This window comes from Hyphomonas sp. (genome assembly GCF_046313975.1).
GTDB lineage: Bacteria > Pseudomonadota > Alphaproteobacteria > Caulobacterales > Hyphomonadaceae > Hyphomonas.
Map to the genome: position 1 here is coordinate 33,584 of NZ_JBKBXB010000011.1, position 21,860 is coordinate 55,443.

The following is a 21,860-nucleotide window of genomic DNA, read 5'->3' on the forward strand; positions in this document are numbered from 1 at the left end:
GCAGATCAGTTCAGTGACGCCTTGCCCTTGGCAAAATCGTTCGGCACGCCGTTGATCGAGAGCGCGCCACCCTCAACCCCGACATGGATGGTCTCGCCATCCAAGATGCGGCCTTCGAGCAGCAGCCGCGCGAGCGGATCCTGCAGCTCCTTCTGGATCACGCGCTTCAGCGGGCGCGCACCATAGACCGGATCGTAACCGCGCTGGGCAAGCCAGTTGCGGGCGTCGAGGCTGAGATCCAGCTTCATCTTCCGGTCCTTCAGCAATTTCTCGAGCCGGCCCATCTGGATGTCGACGATATGGTCGATTTCCCCGCGGCCAAGGCGCTTGAAAAAGACGATCTCGTCGATCCGGTTGATGAATTCCGGACGGAAATGCCGCCGGATCGCGGACATCACATGTTCGCGCGCCTGCTCGGACACTTCGCCTTCCTCGCCACTCGCCAGAGCGTCCGCGCCGAGGTTCGAAGTCATGATGATGATCGTGTTCTTGAAGTCGACCGTACGGCCCTGGCCATCCGTGAGGCGGCCATCATCAAGCACCTGCAGCAGCGTGTTGAACAGGTCCGGGTGGGCTTTCTCGACTTCGTCGAACAGCACGACCTGATAAGGCCGCCTGCGGACGGATTCCGTCAGCACACCGCCTTCGTCATATCCGACATAGCCCGGAGGCGCGCCGATCAGTCGGGCGACAGAGTGCTTCTCGGAGAACTCCGACATGTCGAGGCGCAGGATGGCCGTGTCATCATCGAACATGAACTCGGCGAGCGCCTTGGTCAGCTCGGTCTTGCCTACACCGGTCGGGCCGACAAACAGGAACGAGCCGATAGGACGGTTCGGGTCCTGCAGGCCGGCGCGGGCACGGCGCACAGCGTTCGACACCGCGACAAGCGCGTCCGTCTGGCCCACAACCCGCCTCAGCAGCGACTCTTCCATGCGCAGCAGCTTCTCACGCTCGCCTTCCAGCATCTTGTCGACCGGGATGCCGGTCCACTTGGAGACGACCGCCGCAATATGTTCCGGCCGCACCACTTCGGACACGAGCCCGCCTTCCGCGTCACCCTTGGCTTCGACTTCCGAAATCAGTTTCTCGAGAGACGGGATGACCGAGAATTTGAGCTCCGAAGCTTTCGCCAGATCGCCCTGGCGCTGCGCTTCGGCCATATCGGAATAGGCCCTGTCGAGCTTTTCCTTGGCGGAGGCCGCACCCTTCAACTTGTCCTTCTCGGCGCTCCACGTGGTGGTGAGCTCGCGCGAGCGCGTCTCCAGCCCGGCAATCTCGCCTTCCAGAGTTTTCAGCCGGTCCAGTGAGGCCGCATCCTTCTCCTTCTTCAGGGCTTCGGCCTCGATCTTGAGCTGTAGCAGGCGCCGGTCGATTTCGTCGAGTTCTTCAGGCTTCGAATCCACCTGCATGCGGAGGCGCGAAGCCGCCTCGTCCATCAGGTCGATGGCCTTGTCCGGCAGGAAACGGTCTGTGATGTAGCGGTTGGACAATGTGGCGGAGGACACGATCGCGGCGTCCGAAATGCGCACACCATGGTGCGCCTCATACCGGCCCTTCAGCCCACGGAGGATCGAGATCGTATCCTCTACCGTCGGTTCATCGACATAAACCGCCATGAACCGCCGGGCGAGCGCAGCATCGCCTTCGACATACTTGCGGTATTCATCCAGCGTCGTCGCGCCGATACAGTGCAGCTCGCCGCGCGCCAGCGCCGGTTTCAGCAGGTTCGACGCATCCATCGCGCCTTCGGATTTTCCGGCGCCGACCAGCGTGTGCATCTCGTCAATGAACAGGATGACGCCGCCTTCGGCCTGCTGCACTTCGGTCAGCACGGCTTTCAGACGCTCCTCGAATTCACCCCGGAATTTCGCCCCGGCAATCAGCGCGCCCATGTCGAGCGCCAGAAGTTTCTTGCCCTTCAGGCTTTCCGGCACGTCGCCATTGACGATACGCAGCGCAAGGCCTTCGGCAATTGCCGTCTTGCCGACGCCGGGCTCGCCTATCAGCACCGGGTTGTTCTTAGACCGGCGCGAGAGAACCTGGATCGCGCGGCGGATTTCCTCGTCGCGGCCAATCACGGGGTCCAGCTTGCCTTCGCGGGCATCCCTGGTCAGGTCGCGCGCATATTTCTTGAGGGCTTCGTAGCCTTCTTCCGCCGTCTGACTATCCGCCGTGCGGCCTTGGCGCAGCTGCGCAATAGCGCCTTCCAGCGCTTTCACAGTCACGCCCGCCGTCTTCAGCGCCTCGGCTGCCGGATCGCCCGACAGGCCCGCAATCGCCAGCAGCAGCCGCTCGGCCGTCACATAGGCATCGCCCGCCTTCTTCGCAGCGGCTTCGGCGTTCTGGAAGAGCTTTGCGCCGGCCTGTTCAAGACGCAGGCCGCCCGCACCGGCACCGGAGACTTTTGGCTGCTTCGCCAGCGCTGCTTCAACGCTCTGCACGGCAAGCTCTGGCCGCCCGCCGCTTGCGCGTATCAGGTTCACGGCCAGCTGGTCGCGGTCTTCTAGCAGGGTCTTGAGGATATGCGCTGGTGTCAGCACCTGGTGGCCGCCGGCCAGGGCGAGGGTCTGGGCGGTCTGGATCAGGCCGCGGGCGCGCTCTGTGTATTGTTCAATGTTCATGGGTCATCCCCTTTGAAAGGCAGATTGAAGTCGTTGGCCGGAACCCCGCTCAGCGGCAGTCCCTGTCCGGCTGGATTTGGGAAGGCCACCGCCCGCCTGCAAGCTGTCTTGCGAAAATGAAACGCCCCGCCTTTATGGGGCGGGGCGCGGTCATCTTGTCTCAGGAAGTCTACCTAGTCCTGTTCGGCGGCGCTCTCTTCCGGGGCCGGCTTGCGGCGGCCACGGGCGAGGGTCTTCATCACGCCGTCTGTTTCGGACACAGGCTCAACCGCCTCGCGAGCCGGGCGATCTTCCCGCGGACGATAGGGTTTGCGCCCACCCCGGCGATTGCCGCGATCCCGGTCCGGACGGCCTTCGGCTTCCACCGGCGCGCTGGCCTCTGCTTCATCCCCGTCATCCTCGGCATCGATAACGCGCAGCGAATCGCTCTCGCCGTCTTCGTTGCGGCGGGTGACCAAAGCTGGCACGACTTCGGCCTCGCCTTCATCCTCATCGGCCACGCCTGCATCTTCATTCGGGCCGCCCCGCGGATCGCGGTCTTGTCCGCCCCGCGGATCACGGTCATCGCGCGGGCCGTTTCCGCCGCCGCGATTCTGATGCTGTTGCTGCTGCTGATTGCGGGCTTCCAGCTGTTTCGCGACGATGCGCTGGTAATGCTCCGCATACTGGAAATAGGCTTCAGACAGGATCCGGTCGCCGCTGGTCTGGGCGTCGCGCGCATATTGCTGGTACTTTTCCAGCACCTGCTGAGCAGACCCGCGAATCTTCACGTCCGGGCCGACGCTTTCGAAATGCCGGTTCGGATTGTTGAAAGCGTTTTGCTGGTTGTTGCCGCCTGAGCGCCTGTTGCGCCCGCGTGAGCGTTTCATCAAGGTCTGTCCTGTGTTCATATACCTGCGGTCACCGGCGAGCCAATTTTCGAGCGAATATCTTGCCGAACGTTTTGCTTGCAGGCGGGGCCAGGGAGGTCTTGGACGCTGCCGTTTCCACCGAGCCCGAAACGAGGCAGCGTTAATGATCTGCCGTCCTGGCAGACTGCCCCTCGCGCTCTTTTCTACTGTGTATCGGGCAGGCCGCCAAGCGGAAAATCAGCGGACGGAGCCTTTCGCCCTGCCCCATACACAGCGATCCTTGCCGCCGAGGTCCGCCTTGTGTCCCAGATCGGAAAAGCCAGCCGCCTCCAGCATTGCCAGCACAGACGCGCGCTGGTCGTGGCCGATCTCGAACACCAGCCAGGCGCCCGCCTTCATCTGCTCTCCTGCGAGGCGAATGATCTCTCGGTAAGCGCTCAGCCCGTCCACCCCGCCATCCAGCGCCGCATGCGGATCATGATCGCGCACTTCGGGCGCCAGCGATTCGATCTCCGCCGACGCGATGTAGGGCGGGTTGCTTATGATCAGGTCCGCCCCGGTCCAGCCGGTCCAGTCCAGCCAGTGCCCCTCGAACACGCGCGCGCGCCGCTCCAGGCCCAGCACATCGAAATTCTCCCGGGCAAGCGACGCCGCCGCCGGGTCCGCCTCGACACCCATGCCCACCGCAAGCGGCCGGTTCCACAGAATCGCGCCCAGCAGGCATCCGGTGCCGGTACCGAGATCCGCAATCACCTCCGCCCGTTCGCGGTGGATCAGCGACAGGGCAGTCTCCACAACCACTTCGCTGTCGATGCGCGGGATCAGCGCGCGCGGATCGCTGCGGAATTCGAGCCCATAGAAATGCGTCGTGCCAAGAATGTGCTGCAGCGGCTCGCGCTTCACACGGCGCTCGACGGCAGCAAGGAACTTCTCTTCCACCCCCTTCGGCACCGGCGACGCCCCAGCTGCAATCAGCGCCGCGCGCGTATCGCCGAACGCATGCAGCATCAGCATCATCGCATTCGGCCGCGCCTCATCAATCCCTGTCTCCCGGAAACGTTCCGTCGCCTGACGGATCATGGCGTCATAGGTGGGTGCGGTCAGCTTCCGGCCTCCATGGCAGCGAGCTTGCGGGACTGGTCTTCGGTAATCAACGCTTCTACCACATCATTGAGCTTGTCGCCTGCAACGATCCGGTCGAGCGAATAAAGCGTCAGGCCGATCCTGTGATCGGTCACGCGGTTTTCCGGGTAGTTGTAAGTGCGAACCTTCTGGCTGCGATCGCCGGAGCCGACCATCGAGGCGCGTGCCTCGGCACGGGCAGCATCCTTCTCGGAGCGCTCTTTTTCGTAGAGGCGGATTTTCAGCTGATCCATCGCCTTCTCACGGTTGACGTGCTGCGACTTCTCGGAACTCGTGACCACAATGCCCGAAGGAAAATGCGTGATACGCACAGCGGAGTCCGTCTTGTTGACGTGCTGGCCGCCGGCACCGGACGCGCGCATTGTATCTATACGGATATCTTCCGGCCGGATGTCGATCTCGATATTCTCGGGCGCCGGCAGCACCGCGACTGTCGCCGCTGATGTATGAATGCGCCCCTGCGTCTCGGTCGCCGGCACGCGTTGCACACGATGCACGCCGCTTTCCCATTTCATCCGCCCGAAGACGCCGTCGCCGGAAACATTCGCGATGATTTCCTTATAGCCACCCGCCTCGCCCTCGGAGGCATCAACGATCTCGACTTTCCAGCCCATCAGCTGCGCATAACGCGAATACATCCGGAACAGGTCGCCCGCGAACAATGCTGCTTCATCGCCGCCCGTGCCCGCGCGCACTTCGAGCACGATGTCTGCCTTGTCATCGACATCCTTGGGCAAGAGCAGGATCTGCATCTCCTGTTCAAGGTCCGGCAGGCGCTGCTTCAGCTCCTCTATCTCCATCCGGGCGAGTTCGGCCATCTCCCGGTCGCCGGATGCGGCCAGCGCCTCAGCGTCAGAAAGGCCGAGGCGCGCCGCCAGCAGCTCGCGGGCCTTCGTCACCACGGGGCGAAGCTCGGAATGTTCCTTCGACAGCGCGATGATCTCTGCGGAATCGGAGGTCGCGCCCATGCGGGCCTCGACCTCTTCGAACCGGTCGATGACCTGCTGGAGGCGTGAATGGGAAAGGGATGCCATGACGGCGCCCTTTAATCCGGTTTCGGGCGGCTTGGAAGCCTGCCTAGCCTGCAAACACCCGCAGGGCTTCGCGGCCCGCCAGGAAGAACAGGCAGAATGTGCCCAGCGTGAAGACGAGGAAGCGCAGCGCCACCGTGCCGATCACAACCTGCACGAAGCTGTGCACGATGCGCAGGCCGACATAGGCCCAGGCCACCATGGTCGCCGTCGAATCCGCCCCGCCGGTCAGCGCGATGAAGAACATCAGGGCGTAGAAGATCGTCGGCTGTTCATGCAGGTGATTGTAATTGTCGGCGGCCGAGCGGACCGTCGCCGGCAGCTTGTCTGAATAGGTACCTGGATGGCGCGCATCGTCCGGCTTGATCCCGGCCTTGCTGAACGCCGGCAGGCGCAGGGCATACATCCAGATCCACATCACGCAGGTCCAGATGACCAGCGCCAGCACGGGTTTCAGGAATTCGAGCGTTTCCAAAGTCAGCCTCCCAACTGATTGTTATTGGGGCGCTTTTTACCTCTGCACGCGCCACTTTGGCAACCGCGCTGCCAATTCTCTTCAGAGCGCGACAGGCCGCCCGGCCTCAGCAGATGCATAAATCGCCTCAATGATCCGCGTATCGCGCAGGCCCATTTCCCCCGGCGTCAGGATCAGCGTGTCCTTGCGGATGGCATCTGCGAAATGCTGCGACATCCGCGCGAACTGGATGTCGGAATCGCCGGGCTTCAGTTCCTCGGCCGTCCCGCCCTGCGTGAGGTACATCCGGTTGCCGCCATACCCGGTCGCCGGCTCCATCCGCAATGCGCCATCAGTCCCGGTCACGTTCACCCGGTTGGCATTCGGCAGGTTGTAGGACGTGACCAGTTTCGTCACGGCACCCGACGGGAAATACAGCTCTGCCCGTGTGGTCGCCGGAATGTCGCTAAAGCGCGGATCGCCCTTCGGCTGCTCTGTCCAGCCGCGCACCTGACCGGGCTCTTCCCCTGTCAGGTAAAGTGCCGCCTGCAGACCATACAGACCGTAATCCTCGAGCGCTCCGCCGCCCGTCAGTGCACGGACGAGCCGCCAGTTCGTCGCCGGTGTCTCGGGTCCTGCCACATAGCAGTTCGCGGTTTCGATCGTCTGGATCTGGCCCACGGCGCCCTGCCGCACCAGATCCATGGCATGCAGGTTGTAGGGCTCGAAATGACAGCGATAGGCGATCATGAGCTTTTTCTTCGCCGCGTTCGCAGCGGCAATCATGCGCTGGCATTCGCTTATGGTCAGAGCCATCGGCTTTTCGCACAGCACATGCTTGCCGGCCGCGAAAGCCATTTCGGCCCAGTCCGCATGCAGGCCGGACGGTAGCACGATGTAGACCGCCTCGACCCGGTCATCCGCCGCGATGTTGGCGAACGTGTCATAGCTGTAGACCGCGTCCTGAGGCACGCCGTAAGCTGCCGCGACCTTCGCCGCCTTTTCCGGATTGCCGGAAACGACCGCCGCCACATGTGTGCCCTCCGCTGCTGCGAGCCCGGGCATCGCCTTGCCGAGCGCATAGCCGCCCAGCCCGATCACCGCGACCCCGACGCTTCCCGCCTTCGGGGTCGCCGGTGGCGTAGCCGGCAGCTCCCCCCAGCTCGGCCAGGGCATCCCGATGGCACGGCGCGGCAGCGGCTCTGCCCCCGGCGCCGAGACGCATCCGGCAAGACCGGGCAGGATCAATCCGGCGGCCGCCGCCGATTGGAGGAAGATCCTTCGCGAAGTGGGTCTGTCTGACATCGCCGCCTCCTGTTAGCGATATCAGAATGCAGGAGGCAGCGCCCCGGTCAAGACCGGCCGTTGCCGGGCCGGGCTTTCAGGAAACGCAGGAAGGCGTCGATGTCCTCTTCCACGATGCTGTGCCCGCCTGGCCGCATCCACCAGACAATGCCGTCGGCAGGATCGAACTCCTTCATCCCGCCCGCGTTCAGCCCGTTCATGCCTTGCGCCTCCCAGGCCGCGCTGGCCGCTTCCGCTGCCCGGAAACTGGAATTGGGATCAGACCACACATCCCGGCGTGCATTGCCGAGGAACAAGCGGCGTGGCGCGATCAATGCCAGCATCAGGTGCTGGTCGTAGGGCAGAAGTTCAGGCCGCGCCGCATATTTCGCCGCCTCCGGTGCCAGCCAGTGCGGATAGGTGCGCTGCATCCGTGCCAGCGTCTCGCCCGTTGTGGACCGCGACAGCGATGCGCCGCCAAAGCCGGTCTGGTGCGCAATCACCGCCTCTATCCGCGGGTCCCAGATGGCCGCCAGCAGCGCCGCCTTGCCATGACGCGAATGCCCCATGATGGAAGTGTGCCGGGTATCCACCCGCGCATCTGCCTCCAGCACATCCATCGCCGCCGAAAAGGCAAATGCCCATGCCATCAGCGTGCTGGTCGGATTGACCTCACCGCCCAGTCCCGCAAGTGCAGCCGGCGCCTGCTGCGTACTGTCGGGAATGAAATCGCCTGCATGGAAACTCGCATAGACAAAGCCCTCATCGAAATAGAGCCCGACCGGCGCTTCGGCGATATACTCTCCGAACAGAGACTTCACGACGAAGCTGCCAATCAGGCCATAGTCACGAACCGTACACGGATCACCATCCTCGCTGGTGACTGCCTCGCCCGGAAAGGTCGCGCAATTGGAGCTGAACGTCTGACTCAGCACCAGCGGCAGCGAATGCGCACCCGCCGGGAATGCCGCTACCAGCTGGAACGTGCGTGCGCCTTCGCCCTTGCCGATGGTGATGTCGAGTTCTTCCAGCGTGCCGCGCCCATCGAGATAGTCGGCATTGATCATTCGCCAGTCGCTGATTGCCACCGGCAGGCCGGCAGGCCACGGCCCATACAGCGTGTCCTCCAGCATCTTCATCGCGTCGGCGCGCCCTTCCGGCGTCAGCAGGCGCGGAATGTCCAGCGCCGGCGTTGCCGCGGGTTTGTTGGCCGTCTCCAGACTGGCATAATTGAGGCCGAGCATCGTACAGCTCGATGCCACCAGCAGCGTCAGGCCCGCCAGAAAGATCAGGCCGATCCACCGCAATACACGCAAAACCATTCGTCGCCCGCTACCTTGATATCCACCCACGTCTAGACCTTTCCGGTCCCGGCGGCGAGGCCCCTTGTTCGCCCCTTGCGTCCGGCGCCGCTCACGTTAGCGTGCGTCCATGAAGATTGTGAGCGCGGTAATCGGACTTGTCGCAGGCGGGGCACTTGGCCTGCTCTCGGCGCTATACATGGGCGGCATCCTCGGCAAGGGCGTGGCCCTCGGCGGCCAGATCGATGCTGGTGGCTGGAACAGCGACTGGACCATCGGGTCCGAAGCCGCGAACCCCTGGACCCGCGCCCGCGTCGCCCGTCATGGCCTGCTCGCCCTGAACAAGGACGAAGCCGTCTACTTCACCCGCGCCACCGACAGCGCCGGCGACCGCCTGACGGAAAACTGCACCTACAAGGTCTCCGGCGGAGAGATGCCGGCCCTCTGGTGGTCGATCACCCTGTATGACGCGACCAGCTACCTGCCCGCCAACAAGAACCGCGCCCTGTCCTTCGACAAGACAAAGGCCGAAGCGGAGGGCAGCGGCGAGGCCTGGTCCTTCCTGATCGCCGCCGAAGGCCCGGAAACCGGCGGCTGGGTCTCCAGCCACAATGCGGGCGACTTCGATGTCACGCTGCGCCTCTACAAGCCCTCAGCCGAACTGATCGCAGATCCGGAGACTGTGCTTGCCGCGCCGGTCATCGAGAAACTCTCCTGCGGAGGGCCGGCCTGATGCGTATTCCCTTCATCGGCGCCCTCGCTTTCGGCATCGCCTTCTCTGCCGCGCACTTCCTCACGCTGAACGCCCTGCCCGGCCGCATCATGGCCAAGGCGCGCGAAGCTATGGTGGAGCGCGGCTTGCCGCTGCACCACTGGCAGATGAGCCCGCGTGTCACGCCGGAGACGCAGACCATCGTGCGCCCTTCGCCCGACCTCGCCTATGCGATCTGCCTGGTCGATGTCTCCGAAGGCCCCGTGCTGATCACCGTTCCGACGTGGCCCGAATATGGCTCGCTTTCGGTATTTGATGCGCGTACGGACAATGTCTATGCCGGCTCGCTCGACGCCCGCCTGCCGGAGGCAACCGGCGAACGCCGTATAATTGTTGCGCTCAAAGGCCAGGATGTCTACTCGTTCGGCGATGCCGAGCAGGTCATCGTATCTAAGCCCGAAGCGCTCGCCCTCGTTCGCCGCCTTGCCCCGACGCAGGCGCTCTATGATGCCGCGGCAACCCTGGCGCCCGCCAGCAAGTGCGGTCCTGCCTGACGGCTATTCCGCCGGAACCTGCTCTGCCTCGCGCTCTGCTTTGAGCCGCGCGGCCTTTTCCTCGACAAGCTTCACGATATGCTCGACCATGTCGGCATTCGAGACATTGTGATCGGCTCGTCCGTTCACGAACATCTTGCCGCTTTCCTTGCCGCCGCCGGTAAAGCCGAGATCGGTCAGCGCCGCTTCTCCGGGGCCGTTCACCACGCAGCCGATGATCGACAGCGAGATCGGCTCGGAAATATGCGCAAGCCGCTTCTCCAGTGTCTCCACCGTGCGGATCACGTCAAAGCCTTGCCGGGCGCAGCTCGGACAGGCGACGATGTTCACACCGCGCGTGCGCAGGCCGAGCGATTTCAGCATCTCGAAGCCGACCTTCACTTCCTCTTCCGGCTCGGCCGAAAGCGAAACGCGGATCGTGTCGCCGATGCCAGCCCAGAGCAACGCGCCCATGCCGATGGAGGATTTCACCGTCCCCGTGCGAAGCCCGCCTGCCTCGGTGATGCCGAGATGCAGCGGCGCATCGGTTGCCTCGGCGAGCAGCTGGTAGGCCGCCACCGTCAGGAACATGTCGGAGGCCTTCACCGAAATCTTGTAATCGTGGAAGCCGAGATCATCGAGAATGCGCGCATGGTCGAGCGCGCTCTCCACCATCGCATCCGGGCACGGCTCGCCATACTTCTCCAGAAGGTGGCGCTCGAGGCTGCCGCCATTGACGCCGATGCGCATCGAGCAGCCATTGGCGCGCGCCGCCGCGACGACTTCCTTCACACGGGCCTCAGACCCGATATTGCCGGGATTGATCCGCAGGCACGCCGCGCCCGCATCCGCGGCTTCGATGCCGCGCTTGTAGTGGAAATGGATATCCGCCACGAGCGGCACCGGGCTCGCCTTGACGATCTCGCGCATCGCCTTCGTGGACTCTTCGGTCGGGCACGACACGCGCACGATATCCGCGCCGGCTTCCGCACACCGCAGGATCTGCGCGATGGTCGCGGCGGCATCCTCGGTGGGCGTGTTGGTCATGGTCTGAACGGCAATCGGGGCGTCGCCGCCCACCAGCACATTGCCAACGCGGACCAGCCGCGACTTGCGCCGCTCGATATTGCGCCAGGGGCGGATCGGATTGTGGCTCATAGGGCCAATAGCCTTTCGCGGCTCACTTCAGCCCACATCTGGCGCTGACAGGCGCTACAGTAAAGGGCTTAGCGCGTCGTATTGCCGTTCGGCGCGGCCGCAACCGTCGGCGCGGCCATCTCGGCAGCGCGGGCCAGCTGGTCATCGACGCTGAGCGAGAAGACCTGCGCCCCTTCCGGGCCGAGCGGGCCAACCACGACGTCGCCGACGCGCCATTCAAACGCGCCCCCATTGCGGGCAGATACGGTCCAGCCGGCCTTCAGGCGCGGGAAATAGCTCTCCCCGGCAGCCATCGTGCGGCTGAGGAAGATCGTGCCGTCCGAGGCGCGGATTTCGAGCCAGGCCTGACGCACGGCAACGATTTCCAGCGGCAGGTCGGTATTGGCGGCGGCGGCCGGAGCGGTTTCCGCAAACAGGCTGTCGCGCGCCCCGCTGACCGCCACGACGGTCGGCGATACGATCTCTTCCGGCCCGCGGTTCATCAGCAAGGCTGCCGTGACACCGCCGGCCACGAACACGACCAGCGCGCCAACGCCTGCCAGGATCAGCGGCAGGCGGGTGTCTGTCTTCTTGCGGATGTCGCCGATTTTCTGCACCGGCGCGGAGGTTTTCACTTCCTCGACGGCGCCGCATTCGCGGGTGTAACGCTCGACAACCTGCTTTTCCGGCAGGCCAAGATGTTTGGAGTAGGCGATCAGGTAGGGCACCAGATAGCCCTTGGCGATGGTCTGGAGCTCCATCCGCTCGATGGCCATCAGGAAATTGTCCTTGATGCGCGACTCGCGCGCGATGGCCGCCAGCTCAAGACCGAGTGCCTCGCGGACACGGCGAAGCACCTGCCCCATGCGCAGCTCCTCCCCGTCGAACTTGCCGGACACGAAAATCTCGTCCGCCCGCTGGCGCCGCTCGTAAGCGTCAAGCTGAGCCGCCGCCTGCTGGGAGATCGGCGTCACGTTTGAACGAGGCGTTCCGTTGTCATCCACCCGCGAATTTCCTTCGGGTTGTCCGTTTTCCGGGTCAGGCGATACGTTCTGTGCCATTCTCAACCAGTCTCACTGACCTGTGCTGCCGCCTAGTGAAATCGGGGCAATTTCCGGTCCAATGACAAGGTAAGGCCCCGAAACCTGCGCCGCAACACGCTTCAACTGTCCGCAGTGTCAATGCCATGCTCGGCTGCAAGTGCTAACACTTGGTTACGGAACGAACCGTTCGGCTTATCCAGACGCTCCAGAAGGCCCGTCCGGAAGGCGTCCAGATCGACATTTCGCAGCGCCTGCTTGACCGGGCCGATGGCGGAGGCCGCCATTGACAGGCTTCGATAGCCGAGCGCCGCAAAGCACAGGGCCACCGGCGGCGAGGCCGAGGCTTCTCCACAAACCGAAAGCCGGATTCCAGCTTTTTCGCAGGTTTCCGCGACCATTTTCAGGAAGCGGAGCGCAGCCGGGTCAACGAGGTCGTACCGGTCGCTGACCGACGGTGTCATCCGGTCAGCCGCGAAGAAGAACTGCAAGAGGTCATTGGTGCCGACCGAAAGGAAGTCCACCTCTCCGGCAAGGTCCTGCATCGAGAAGCCGAGCGCCGGGGTTTCCAGCATGACGCCCAGGTCGAGTTTGGAGGGTCGCACCCCGGTTTTCCGGAAACTCCACTCGACCTCTTCCAGCAGCAGGGCTTTCGCCTGCCGGTATTCGTCCGGAACGGTCACCATCGGGAACATTACGGTCAGCGGCCGGTCCCCTGCGGCGCGGACGAGGGCGCGCAGCTGGCGGCGGAAGAGGCCCTTGTAGTCAAGCGCGAACCGGATCGAGCGCCAGCCGAGGGCGGGGTTTTCCTCGCGCTGCAGGTTCAGCGCCGGCAGCACCTTGTCGCCGCCAAGGTCGAGCGTGCGGAACACGACCGGCCGGCCGGCGGCGCGGTCCAGCACCCGCTTGTAGAGGGCGATCTGGTCTTCAAGGCGCGGGAGCGTCTCGGAGACAAGGAACTGGAACTCCGTCCGGAACAGGCCCACGCCATCCGCGCCGGCCTGGTCGAGCATGTCGAGGTCGAGGTCGAGACCGGCGTTCAGCATCAGCGAGACATGCGTGCCGTCGCGCGTCTTGGCCGGCAGGCCTTTCAGCGCCGCATAGGCCGCCTGCCGCTCGGAGCGCAGGGCGACGCGGGACTTGTAGGCATCGTAGACGACATCGTCGGGGCGGACATGGACCGAGCCTTCCTCGGCATCGACGATGATATAGTCGCCCTCTTCAATCCGGGTCGTCAGGTCCTCGATCCCGCCGATGGCCGGAATACCGAGCGCGCGGGCCACGATGGCGGCGTGCGAGGATGCTGCGGCTTCCTCCATCAGCAGGCCCTTGAGGCCCGCCTTGGCATATTCCAGAAGCTCTGCGGGGCCGAGGCGCCGGGCCACCAGCACGTTCTGGTCGCCCTGGATCTTCGGCTTGCTGTCTTCGCCGCCCAGAACCCGCAGGAGGCGGTTGTCGAGATCTTCGAGGTCGTGCAGCCGCTCGCGCAGGTAAGGATCGCGCGCGCTCTGCATCCTGGCCCGGTGTTCGCGCCGGGCCCGGTCAATCGAGGCTTCGGCGGAGAGGCCGGACCGGATGCCCTCGTGCAGCTTCTCCGACCAGGACGTGTCGTGCGCGAGCAGCCGGTAGGCTTCCATGACATCGCGCGGGTCTTCCCCCAGCGCGGCGCCGTCGATCATCATCATCCGGTCGATCGAGGCTCTCAGATCGATCAGGCCCTGATCGAGGCGCGCGGCTTCCGCGACCTGATCGGCAGCAAAGAACTTCGCGGCCGGAACCACCGGATCGTGCAGCACGGCCCGGCCATAGCCGAGCCCTTCGCAGAAAATGCGGCCCTTAAGGTTGCCGCCGCCATTGCTGCGCCCGCGCCGCTCGGGCGTCGCCGGCTGGGCGGGCGCCAGCACCAGGGCATGCACGATCTCCGCCAGCACCATCGCGATGGTCTGCAGGACATCGATCTCTTCCTCGCCATAGGTCCGCTCGGTGCGGTTCTGGACGACGAGGACGCCGGTGACACCGCCAGTGCGCAGGATCGGCACGCCGAGGAAGGCATGGAACGGGTCTTCCCCCGTTTCCGGGCGGTAGGAGAAGGCCGGATGGCGCGGCGCATCCTCGATGGCGATCGGCTGCGCGGTGCGCGCGACATAGCCGACAAGGCCTTCGCCGGAGGCCATGCGTGTCTTGTTCACGGCTTCGGGCTTCAGGCCTTCCGTGGCGATCAGCAGCAGCGTGCCTTCGGGCTCGCGCAGGTAGATCGAGCACACATCGGCCACCATCGTCGAGGCGATCAGGCGCACGACATGGTCCAGCCGCGAGCGCGAGTCCCCGTCCTCCGCCATCACCTGGCGGAGATTGTTCATCAGTACACGCGTGGCCGGCAGGTTATAGGGCATACGCTCCCACTGCGGTGAAGGTTCACTCGGCGTCGAGACCGAACGCCGTGTGAAGAGCCCTGACTGCCAGTTCAGTATAGGGCGCGGCAATCAGAACGGAAATCTTGATCTCGGAGGTGGAGATGACATCAATGTTGATGCCTTTCTCCGACAGGGCGGTGAACATTTTCTCGGCAACGCCGGTATGGCTTTTCATGCCGACGCCGATGATCGAGATCTTCGACACATCGCGCATGACTTCCAGCCGCTCGAACCCGATCTCGCCCTGGATCTTCTCCAGCGTCTCTTTTGCGAACGGGCTGTCGCGGTCGGTGCAGGTGAAGACGATATTCGCCTTCGAGGCATCGCGCGAGCCGGCCTGCACGATCATGTCGACATTCACGCCGGCCTTGGCGAGGGCGGAGAAAATCTTCGCTGACGACCCCGGCTTGTCGGGCACCGCATAGAGCGTGACCTTTGCCTCGTCCCGGGAATAGGCAACGCCGCTGACAACCTGCTTTTCCACGATCTCTTCCTCTGCACAGACAAGCGTTCCGGGGGATTCCTCGCCGGGCTTCACGAAGCTCGACAGCACCCGCACGGGAACATTGTGGTTCATGGCCAGCTCGACCGATCGCGTCTGCAGGACCTTGGCCCCGAGCGACGCCATTTCGAGCATCTCTTCATACGAAATCTTGTCGATCCGGCGCGCCTTCGGAACGATGCGCGGATCGGTCGTGTAGACGCCATCGACATCTGTATAGATGTCGCAGACCTTTGCGCCGAGCGCAGCGGCAACCGCCACGGCGCTTGTGTCCGATCCGCCGCGTCCGAGCGTGGTTACACGCTCATCATCCGTCACGCCCTGGAAACCGGCAACAACGGCGATCTCCCCGGCATCGACCGAGTCCGGAAGTTTTGAATCGTCAAAGCCCATGATCCGGGCCTTACCATGGCTCTTGTTGGTTTTCAGCCGCAGCTGCCAGCCAAGCCAGGAGCGGGCCTTCAGACCCCGGCGGCGCAGCGCCAGTGCCAGGAGCCCGGCGGTGACCTGCTCGCCCGAGGCGACGACAACGTCATACTCGTCATCATAGAGTTCGCGCGCGAGGTCCTTGCCGGCGGCGCCGTCGGCGAGGGCCACGAGCTTGTTGGTCTCCCCCGACATGGCCGAGACGATCACGGCCATCTTCTCGCCCTTCGCCGCCCGCGCCGCGACGATTTCCGCCACGTTCGCAATACGGTCGAGATCGCCGACCGACGTGCCGCCGAACTTGAGTACTGTGCGCGCCATTTCGCCCCAATTGCCTGTTCGCCCAACCGGGCATGTCCTATATGGCGCCCCTGTAGGGGAAAGTTCGGCTTGGATCAAACAGGATTGCTAAACGATGGCGAGAACAATTGACGCGTCTGATGCCCTGCCGGTGACCCCCAGCATCGATCCGGCCGAGGTCGCCAAATTCTCCGCCATGGCCGCCGACTGGTGGAATCCGAAGGGCAAGTTCCGCCCGCTGCACCGGTTCAACCCGGTGCGCCTGAAGTTCATCCGCGAGACGGCGGAGCGTCATTTCGGCCTGGCGCCGGGCCTGCGCCGGCCGCTGGAAGGCCTGCGCCTGCTGGACATCGGCTGCGGCGGCGGCCTCGTCTCGGAACCGATGGCGCGGCTGGGCGCTTCTGTGACCGGCGTCGATGCTTCCGAGGCCAATATCAAGACGGCGCTGACGCATGCCACCGAACAGGGGCTTTCCATCGATTACCGCGCCGGTACGGCAGAGGGCCTTCTGGCAGCGGGCGAGGCGCCATTCGATATCGTGCTCAATCTTGAGGTGGTCGAACATGTCGCCGATCCGGACCGCTTCCTGGCCGACACCGCCCGGCTGGTGAACCCCGGCGGGATGATGGTCGTGGCGACGCTCAACAAGACGGCGAAGGCGCTGGCAACAGCGGTGATCGGCGCCGAATACATCCTGCGCTGGCTGCCGAGGGGCACGCATGACTGGTCGAAATTTCTTGATCCGAAAGACGTGCGCGGCCCGCTTGAAGGCGCCGGGATGATTGCGGACGCGCCGGTTGGCGTGATCTTCAAGCCCATCTCCGGCCAGTGGGAAATCGGGGCGGACACGAGCGTCAATTACATGGTCGTCGCCCGGAGACCGGGTTGAGCGCCCTGCCATCCACGGAAGATGTGCACCATTTCTGGTTCGGCGAAGAGGCGGGCGCGCCCGGCGTGCTGGCGACGAAGGCGAAGCTCTGGTTCAACGGGGGCAAGGACTTCGACCGTGAGCTGACGGAAAAATTCCTGCCGCTGCTGGAGACCTTGTCTGCCGGTCCGCTGGCAGAAGACTGGGCTGGGCGCGGCGCGGCCGGGCGGCTTTCCGCGATCCTCGTACTCGACCAGATGAGTCGCAACATTTTCCGGGGCAGCCCGCGCGCCTTCGCGCAGGACCGGCTGGCGCTTCATCTGTGCAAGGACGGATTGGCGAAAGGCGAGGATGCCGGGCTGTCGGAAGTGGAGCGCGTGTTTTTCTACCTGCCGCTCGAACATTCGGAAGCGATGGAGGACCAGCAGCGCGCGTTCGCGCTGTTCGAAGCGCTCGCGAAAGATGCCCGCGCACCCTTCGCCGACTTCGCAAAGATGACGCTCGACTATGCCCACCAGCATCTGGACGTGATCCGCCAGTTTGGCCGCTTCCCGCATCGTAATGCGCTCGTCGGGCGCTTGAGCACGCCGGACGAAGAGGCGTGGCTGGCGGACGGCGGCGGATTCTGAGCGCCTCAGCTTCGTTTCACTCCGACTGACCAGGAACAAAAATACTTAAGTCACCGCTTGACTGTCATTGTCTCATTAGTTAAGTCTGCACTTAACAATAAAGGACCCCCACCATGCCACACCAGTTCGTCACCCATGGCAGCTTCACCATCGAGCGCCGGTTCAGACAGCCCCCGTCAAAAGTGTTCGCGGCCTTTGCTGATCCGGCGAAAAAGCGCCGCTGGTTTGCTGAAGGTCCCGGATTCCACCTCGACTCCTACGAGACAGATTTCCGCGAGGAGGGCTTCGAACGCTCGCGCTTCCGTTTTGTAGCGGACAAGCCGATCGAGGAAGGCACTCCGTGCACGAATGATACGGTGTTCCTGGACATTGTCCCGAACGAACGGATTGTGTTTGCCTATACGATGAAGGTTGCCGGAAGCCGGATATCCTCTTCTCACACGACCGTTGAATTCCTGCCGGATGACACCGGCACGCTGATGGTCTTTACGGAACAGGCAGCCTTCTTCGAAGGCGGCGACGGCATCGTCATCCGCGAACAGGGCACGCGCGACCTGATCGAAAGCCTTGCCCGCGAACTGGGAGAATAAGATGGCCCCGCCCTTTGCCCGCGAGCCGGACGCAGACCCGGTCGGCATGGTGTTCCATGCGTTGTCTGACCGGACGCGGCGGACAATTCTTGAGCAGCTCAGCGAACGGCCTGCCTCATTGTCTGAAGTGGCCCGGCCGCTGGGGCTCTCGCTCGCCGCCATCGTGCAGCATATGCAGGTTCTGGAAGGATCGGGACTCGTCCGCACAGAGAAGATCGGCCGGGTGCGCACCTGCCAGCTTGCGCCGGAAGGCCTTGCCCTTGCCGCTGGCTGGATCGAAGATCGCCGCCGCCTCTGGAACCATCGCTTCGACCGTCTTGCAGACCTGCTGGACGATGAAGACGACAGCTAGCCCGGCTTGGTCTCGATCGCCTTCTCGAGTTTCCGTGACGTCTCCACCTGCATGGCGCGGGTGAGCGGATAGCCGCGGGCGAGCTGGCCGGCGATGACATAGAGGATGCCTGGCAAGAGGCCGAAGATGATCACGAGGCCGAGGATCGAGCTGTCAGAATTCTCCGCCCCCGGACGGAACCGCGCGACCTGCCCGACGAGCAGGTAGCCAACGCCAAAGGCGAGGCTGGAGCCGACCTTGTTGATGCTGGTCAGCAGCGAGTAGAACAGCCCCGCGCGGCTCTCGCCGGACTCGGCGGCCTTGAGTTCCACGATATCCGCGGTCATCGCACGGGACAGGAAGATCGGCGCGCTGAACGGGATGCCGGCAATCAGCGAGGCGATCAGGAAGGTCGTATAGTTGCCGGCGGGCGCCAGAGGGATATAGGCAAGGAAGCAGACCCCGGACATGGTGACCGCGGCAAAATAGGCGGTGCGCTTCTCGGTCTTCTTGGCGAGCCAAAGCCAGAAAGGCAGCGCGGCGATGGCCATCACGAAGAACAGCATCAGGGCAAGACTGGTCTGCGCGTCGCTGGCGCCGAAGGCATATTCGGCAACGAACAAGTAGTTGGAGGCGGTGACTGCAATGGCGGTGGCGCCGAGCAGTTCCATCGTCAGCAGCCGGGCAAAGATCGGCTGACGCAGGGCCGCGAAGATCGGCTTGACCTCGAACTTCTCGATGGCGCGCGACTCGCCCCTGAGGGGTGGGTCCGGCACAAAGAAGCAAGACAAGGCCGCGACGATGGGCAGCGAGATGATCAGCACCCAACCCATCACCGCAACCTGGCCGAAACGGTCTGTCTGGACGCCAAACAGGGAGAGGAGCAGCGGCACGGCGAGCAGGAGCAGCATCGAGACGACCGAGACGATCTCTGGCCACAGGAACAGGCGCGAGCGGTCATCATAGTCGGAGGTCAGCGCCGGCACCCAAGCCGCGCGGGCAATCTGCAGGATCGTGGTGCCGATATAGAAGACCAGCATCCACCAGATGAAATACCCCGCCGTGGCGCCGACGCCTGGCATATAGACAAAGAAGGTGGAGACACCGAGAACCGGTACGCACATCAGGATCCAGTGGCGCACGCGCCCGAGCGGACTGCGATAGCGGTCGACGAGATAGCCCATCACCGGATCGGTGAAGATGTCCCAGAAGCGGAGCAGCATGAACAGGAGCCCGGTCAGTTCCAGCCCGAGGCCGACCTCGTTGGCATAGAGCGGCGCAAGGTAAACCCCGATGGGAAGGCCAACGCCGGCAATCGGCACACTCAAAGTGGCGAAAGCGAGCACGCGGGGAAAGGACAGGCGCCGGGGCGAAGCGTCGTTCATGGTGGCGCCACCCTGCTATGGGAAATCGTGACGGCCAAGTCATTTTTTCGCGAGCCATCGCTTGACGCCGCCGGAAGCGGGCGCGAACCATGCGGCAAAGAAATTCCGGGAGGTCCATCGCCATGATCCGCAACATCCTGATCGGGCTCGGCCTCGTGCTGGCGGCGCTTGTCGGCCTCATCCTCTACAACACGTTCAGCTATGGCGGCGCGCCGGTTGGCGGGCGCGTGGAGCTGCCGGAACCGCCGCAAGTCTCGGCTGAGCGCGCGGCGGAAAATCTCGGCGCGGCGATCCGCTTCCGCACCATCACCCTCGCAAGCGGCGATCCCCGCCCCGGCCAGGAAGGCGAATGGCTGGCGATGCATGCCTGGCTGGAGGAAACCTATCCGGCGGCCCATGCCGCGATGACAAAGGAATTCGTGCCCGGCACGCTGACCCTGCTCTATACTTGGCAAGGCTGGGATGCTGCGCTCAATCCCCTGCTCCTGATGGCGCACCAGGACGTGGTGCCGGTGAATATCGGCACGGAAGAAGACTGGGAAGGCGCGCCCTTCGGCGGCGAGATCATCGACGGCTATATCTATGGCCGCGGCGCGATCGACGACAAGGGTTCGCTCGTCGGGCTGATGGAAGCGGCTGAAGCGCTGGCGCTTTCGGGCTTCCAACCCCGCCGTACACTGATCTTCATGTTCGGGCATGACGAGGAAGTCTCCGGCTCGGGCGCCGAGGCAGGCGTGGCGCTGCTGAAATCGCGCGGCATCTCGCCGGAGATGGCGCTGGATGAAGGCTTCATGATCGTCAACCCATCGCCTCTGACCGGCAAGCCGGCGGGCTTCATCGGCATTGCCGAGAAGGGCTATGTGACGCTCGAGATCACCGCACTTGGCGAAGGCGGTCATTCCTCCACCCCGCCGCGCAATTCGGCGGCTGTGCGCCTTGCGCGCGCGGTCGTGGCGCTCGACCGGAACCAGATGCCCTCCTCCCTCTCGAAGCCGCCGGCCTCAGACATGTTCCGCGCTGCGGGCAAGGACATGCCGTTCATGCAGCGCATGGCGTTTGCGAATCTCTGGCTCTTTCAGGGCATGATCGATGATCAGCTCTCGGACATTGCACCCGGCAATGCGATGATCCGCACAACGACGGCGCCAACGATGCTGGAAGGCTCGGCCAAGGAGAATGTTCTGGCGCAGCGCGCCAAGGCGACGATCAATTTCCGCATCCATCCGAACGATACCGAGGAAGATATCGTCGCGCATGTGAAGCGGGTGACGAAGGATATCGAGGGCATCGAAGTGGCGGTGATGAAGGAAGGCATCCGCGGCTCGGGCGCCTCGAACGTCTCGCCCACGGACAACCGTGCCTATGCCGTACTCGCGAGTGTGGCCGAGGCCACCATGCCCGGCGCAGCGGCGGCGCCCGGGCTTGTGCTCGGTGCAACGGATGCCCGGTATGCGGAGGATATCACACCGAACGTCTACCGCTTCGCGCCCTCCATCCTGACGCCTGACGAGCTCACCGGCTTCCACGGCACCAACGAACGCACCAGCGTCGAAAACATGGGCCGGCTGGCGCGAGGCTATGCGCAGATCATCCTGGCGATGGATGCGGAGTAGCTTGCAGCACGTTTGGCCGGACGCGGGGGTGCCCGGCCGGTGGGTTTTCCTGAGTTTGATTTCCTGTCATCCCGGCGAAAGCCGGGAACCAGAGGCCGCCTCGCGCTTCGCCTCATCTGGGTCCCGGCTTTCGCCGGGATGACAGGAATCTAGGACGTGTTGTGCGGGGTGAGGGCGCAGGCCCCCTCCGTCAGCGCGCGGAGCGCGCCTGCTCCGGGCGATTGCAGGGCAATCGCTAATCCTTCGCAGCCTCCCCCGCTTCGCAGGGGAGGATGGGGATGGGGCCGCAGCGTTTCATTTGTGATGAGGAAGGGGGCAGGCACGTTTGTGCTCCACACCGGGTCATCCCAGCGGGGTTTCTCAAGTTCGTAGGGTTTGTACGCTGACGGGTCCGGTTTCTTCTGGCCGAGATAGGCGGGGTAGACGTAGCCCCATCTTGTGGTGGCCAGCAGCACGTTCTCGTAGCCGCTTGTGTCGTACCATTTGAAGACGCGGTTGAGGCTCCACCAGAGGATGGGCCAGCAGAGCGGGTGAACGTGCCGGAAGAGCGGCGCGAAGGTCGGATCGCTTCGGAGCTGGCGCATCGAGATCATGGGCGGGAGGATAACCCCGCACGGAGGGGTGTCGGATTGAGATGCTGCTTTTTCTGCTTCGGGCATTGATCCGCAGGGGGATTTTTCCCGTTTGGCCTG

At 64.0% G+C, this 21,860-nt stretch carries 20 protein-coding genes; 7 read left to right on the plus strand and 13 right to left on the minus strand.

All coding sequences use genetic code 11. From position 1 onward, the window contains the following. Positions 1 to 5: 5 nt before the first annotated feature. From clpB to ACK4TE_RS06005, 7 genes are all read right to left on the minus strand, one after another. Positions 6 to 2,624, minus strand: coding sequence for an ATP-dependent chaperone ClpB (clpB, locus tag ACK4TE_RS05975; protein ID WP_409910575.1), 2,619 nt, complete (start codon positions 2,622 to 2,624; stop codon positions 6 to 8). 173 nt (positions 2,625 to 2,797) lie between these two features. After that, positions 2,798 to 3,493 carry a DUF4167 domain-containing protein gene (locus tag ACK4TE_RS05980; RefSeq protein ID WP_409910576.1) on the minus strand — a complete coding sequence of 232 codons (696 nt, stop codon included), beginning with the start codon at positions 3,491 to 3,493 and terminating at the stop codon, positions 2,798 to 2,800. A gap of 219 nt (positions 3,494 to 3,712) precedes the next feature. Next, positions 3,713 to 4,555: a peptide chain release factor N(5)-glutamine methyltransferase gene (gene prmC, locus ACK4TE_RS05985; protein WP_409910577.1), complete on the minus strand. Its 843-nt coding sequence runs from the start codon at positions 4,553 to 4,555 to the stop codon at positions 3,713 to 3,715. Between the two features lie 20 nt (positions 4,556 to 4,575). Then, positions 4,576 to 5,652 carry a peptide chain release factor 1 gene (gene prfA / locus ACK4TE_RS05990; protein ID WP_409910578.1) on the minus strand — a complete coding sequence of 359 codons (1,077 nt, stop codon included), beginning with the start codon at positions 5,650 to 5,652 and terminating at the stop codon, positions 4,576 to 4,578. 43 nt (positions 5,653 to 5,695) lie between these two features. Next, a complete protein-coding gene (locus tag ACK4TE_RS05995) occupies positions 5,696 to 6,124 on the minus strand; it encodes an MAPEG family protein (protein WP_409910579.1) in 429 nt (142 codons plus the stop codon). A gap of 81 nt (positions 6,125 to 6,205) precedes the next feature. After that, positions 6,206 to 7,408 carry a Gfo/Idh/MocA family protein gene (locus ACK4TE_RS06000; RefSeq protein ID WP_409910580.1) on the minus strand — a complete coding sequence of 401 codons (1,203 nt, stop codon included), beginning with the start codon at positions 7,406 to 7,408 and terminating at the stop codon, positions 6,206 to 6,208. Positions 7,409 to 7,455: 47 nt separating this feature from the next. After that, on the minus strand, positions 7,456 to 8,709 hold the full coding sequence (locus ACK4TE_RS06005; RefSeq protein ID WP_409910581.1) for a hypothetical protein: 1,254 nt from the start codon (positions 8,707 to 8,709) through the stop codon (positions 7,456 to 7,458). A gap of 109 nt (positions 8,710 to 8,818) precedes the next feature. Between ACK4TE_RS06005 and ACK4TE_RS06010 the strand changes: the two genes are divergently transcribed. Together ACK4TE_RS06010 and ACK4TE_RS06015 are read left to right on the plus strand one after the other, a co-directional pair. Continuing rightward, a complete protein-coding gene (locus ACK4TE_RS06010; RefSeq protein ID WP_409910582.1) occupies positions 8,819 to 9,421 on the plus strand; it encodes a DUF1214 domain-containing protein in 603 nt (200 codons plus the stop codon). Then, entirely contained in the window at positions 9,421 to 9,954 is a 534-nt protein-coding gene (locus ACK4TE_RS06015; RefSeq protein ID WP_409910583.1) for a DUF1254 domain-containing protein, read from the plus strand. Before ACK4TE_RS06010 ends, ACK4TE_RS06015 begins: the two co-directional genes overlap by 1 nt. A 3-nt stretch (positions 9,955 to 9,957) precedes the next feature. On the opposite strand, the gene ispG is transcribed toward ACK4TE_RS06015, so the two are convergent. The 4 genes from ispG to ACK4TE_RS06035 all read right to left on the minus strand — a co-directional run bounded on the left by ispG (position 9,958) and on the right by ACK4TE_RS06035 (position 15,773). Further along, positions 9,958 to 11,091 (minus strand): flavodoxin-dependent (E)-4-hydroxy-3-methylbut-2-enyl-diphosphate synthase, encoded by a 1,134-nt coding sequence (gene ispG / locus ACK4TE_RS06020; RefSeq protein WP_409910584.1) that lies wholly within the window; start codon positions 11,089 to 11,091, stop codon positions 9,958 to 9,960. Positions 11,092 to 11,159: 68 nt separating this feature from the next. Then, entirely contained in the window at positions 11,160 to 12,074 is a 915-nt protein-coding gene (locus tag ACK4TE_RS06025) for a helix-turn-helix domain-containing protein (RefSeq protein WP_409910585.1), read from the minus strand. Between the two features lie 158 nt (positions 12,075 to 12,232). Then, positions 12,233 to 14,503: a phosphoenolpyruvate--protein phosphotransferase gene (gene ptsP / locus ACK4TE_RS06030; RefSeq protein WP_409910586.1), complete on the minus strand. Its 2,271-nt coding sequence runs from the start codon at positions 14,501 to 14,503 to the stop codon at positions 12,233 to 12,235. 22 nt (positions 14,504 to 14,525) lie between these two features. Further along, positions 14,526 to 15,773 (minus strand): aspartate kinase, encoded by a 1,248-nt coding sequence (locus ACK4TE_RS06035; RefSeq protein ID WP_409910587.1) that lies wholly within the window; start codon positions 15,771 to 15,773, stop codon positions 14,526 to 14,528. Positions 15,774 to 15,867: 94 nt separating this feature from the next. Here ACK4TE_RS06035 and ubiG point away from each other — a divergent pair, with 94 nt between their 5' ends. The 4 genes from ubiG to ACK4TE_RS06055 all read left to right on the plus strand — a co-directional run bounded on the left by ubiG (position 15,868) and on the right by ACK4TE_RS06055 (position 18,191). Beyond that, on the plus strand, positions 15,868 to 16,641 hold the full coding sequence (ubiG, locus tag ACK4TE_RS06040; RefSeq protein WP_409910588.1) for a bifunctional 2-polyprenyl-6-hydroxyphenol methylase/3-demethylubiquinol 3-O-methyltransferase UbiG: 774 nt from the start codon (positions 15,868 to 15,870) through the stop codon (positions 16,639 to 16,641). Then, a complete protein-coding gene (locus ACK4TE_RS06045; RefSeq protein ID WP_409910589.1) occupies positions 16,638 to 17,249 on the plus strand; it encodes a DUF924 family protein in 612 nt (203 codons plus the stop codon). Before ubiG ends, ACK4TE_RS06045 begins: the two co-directional genes overlap by 4 nt. A 113-nt stretch (positions 17,250 to 17,362) precedes the next feature. After that, the gene (locus tag ACK4TE_RS06050) at positions 17,363 to 17,839 is read left to right on the plus strand and encodes an SRPBCC family protein (RefSeq protein ID WP_409910590.1); all 477 of its coding nucleotides are present in this window, start codon (positions 17,363 to 17,365) and stop codon (positions 17,837 to 17,839) included. A 1-nt stretch (position 17,840) separates the two neighbouring features. Beyond that, a complete protein-coding gene (locus tag ACK4TE_RS06055) occupies positions 17,841 to 18,191 on the plus strand; it encodes an ArsR/SmtB family transcription factor (RefSeq protein WP_409910591.1) in 351 nt (116 codons plus the stop codon). Here the strand turns inward: ACK4TE_RS06055 and ACK4TE_RS06060 are convergent. Then, positions 18,188 to 19,555: an MFS transporter gene (locus ACK4TE_RS06060; protein ID WP_409910592.1), complete on the minus strand. Its 1,368-nt coding sequence runs from the start codon at positions 19,553 to 19,555 to the stop codon at positions 18,188 to 18,190. The genes ACK4TE_RS06055 and ACK4TE_RS06060 overlap by 4 nt on opposite strands. Before the next feature lie 122 nt (positions 19,556 to 19,677). On the opposite strand from ACK4TE_RS06060, the gene ACK4TE_RS06065 reads away from it, so the two are divergent. Beyond that, complete coding sequence (locus ACK4TE_RS06065) at positions 19,678 to 21,168, plus strand: M20 family peptidase (protein ID WP_409910593.1); 1,491 nt, start codon at positions 19,678 to 19,680, stop codon at positions 21,166 to 21,168. A gap of 149 nt (positions 21,169 to 21,317) precedes the next feature. Here the strand turns inward: ACK4TE_RS06065 and ACK4TE_RS06070 are convergent, their stop codons facing one another. After that, positions 21,318 to 21,752 (minus strand): hypothetical protein, encoded by a 435-nt coding sequence (locus ACK4TE_RS06070; RefSeq protein WP_409910594.1) that lies wholly within the window; start codon positions 21,750 to 21,752, stop codon positions 21,318 to 21,320. Between the last annotated feature and the right edge of the window lie 108 nt (positions 21,753 to 21,860).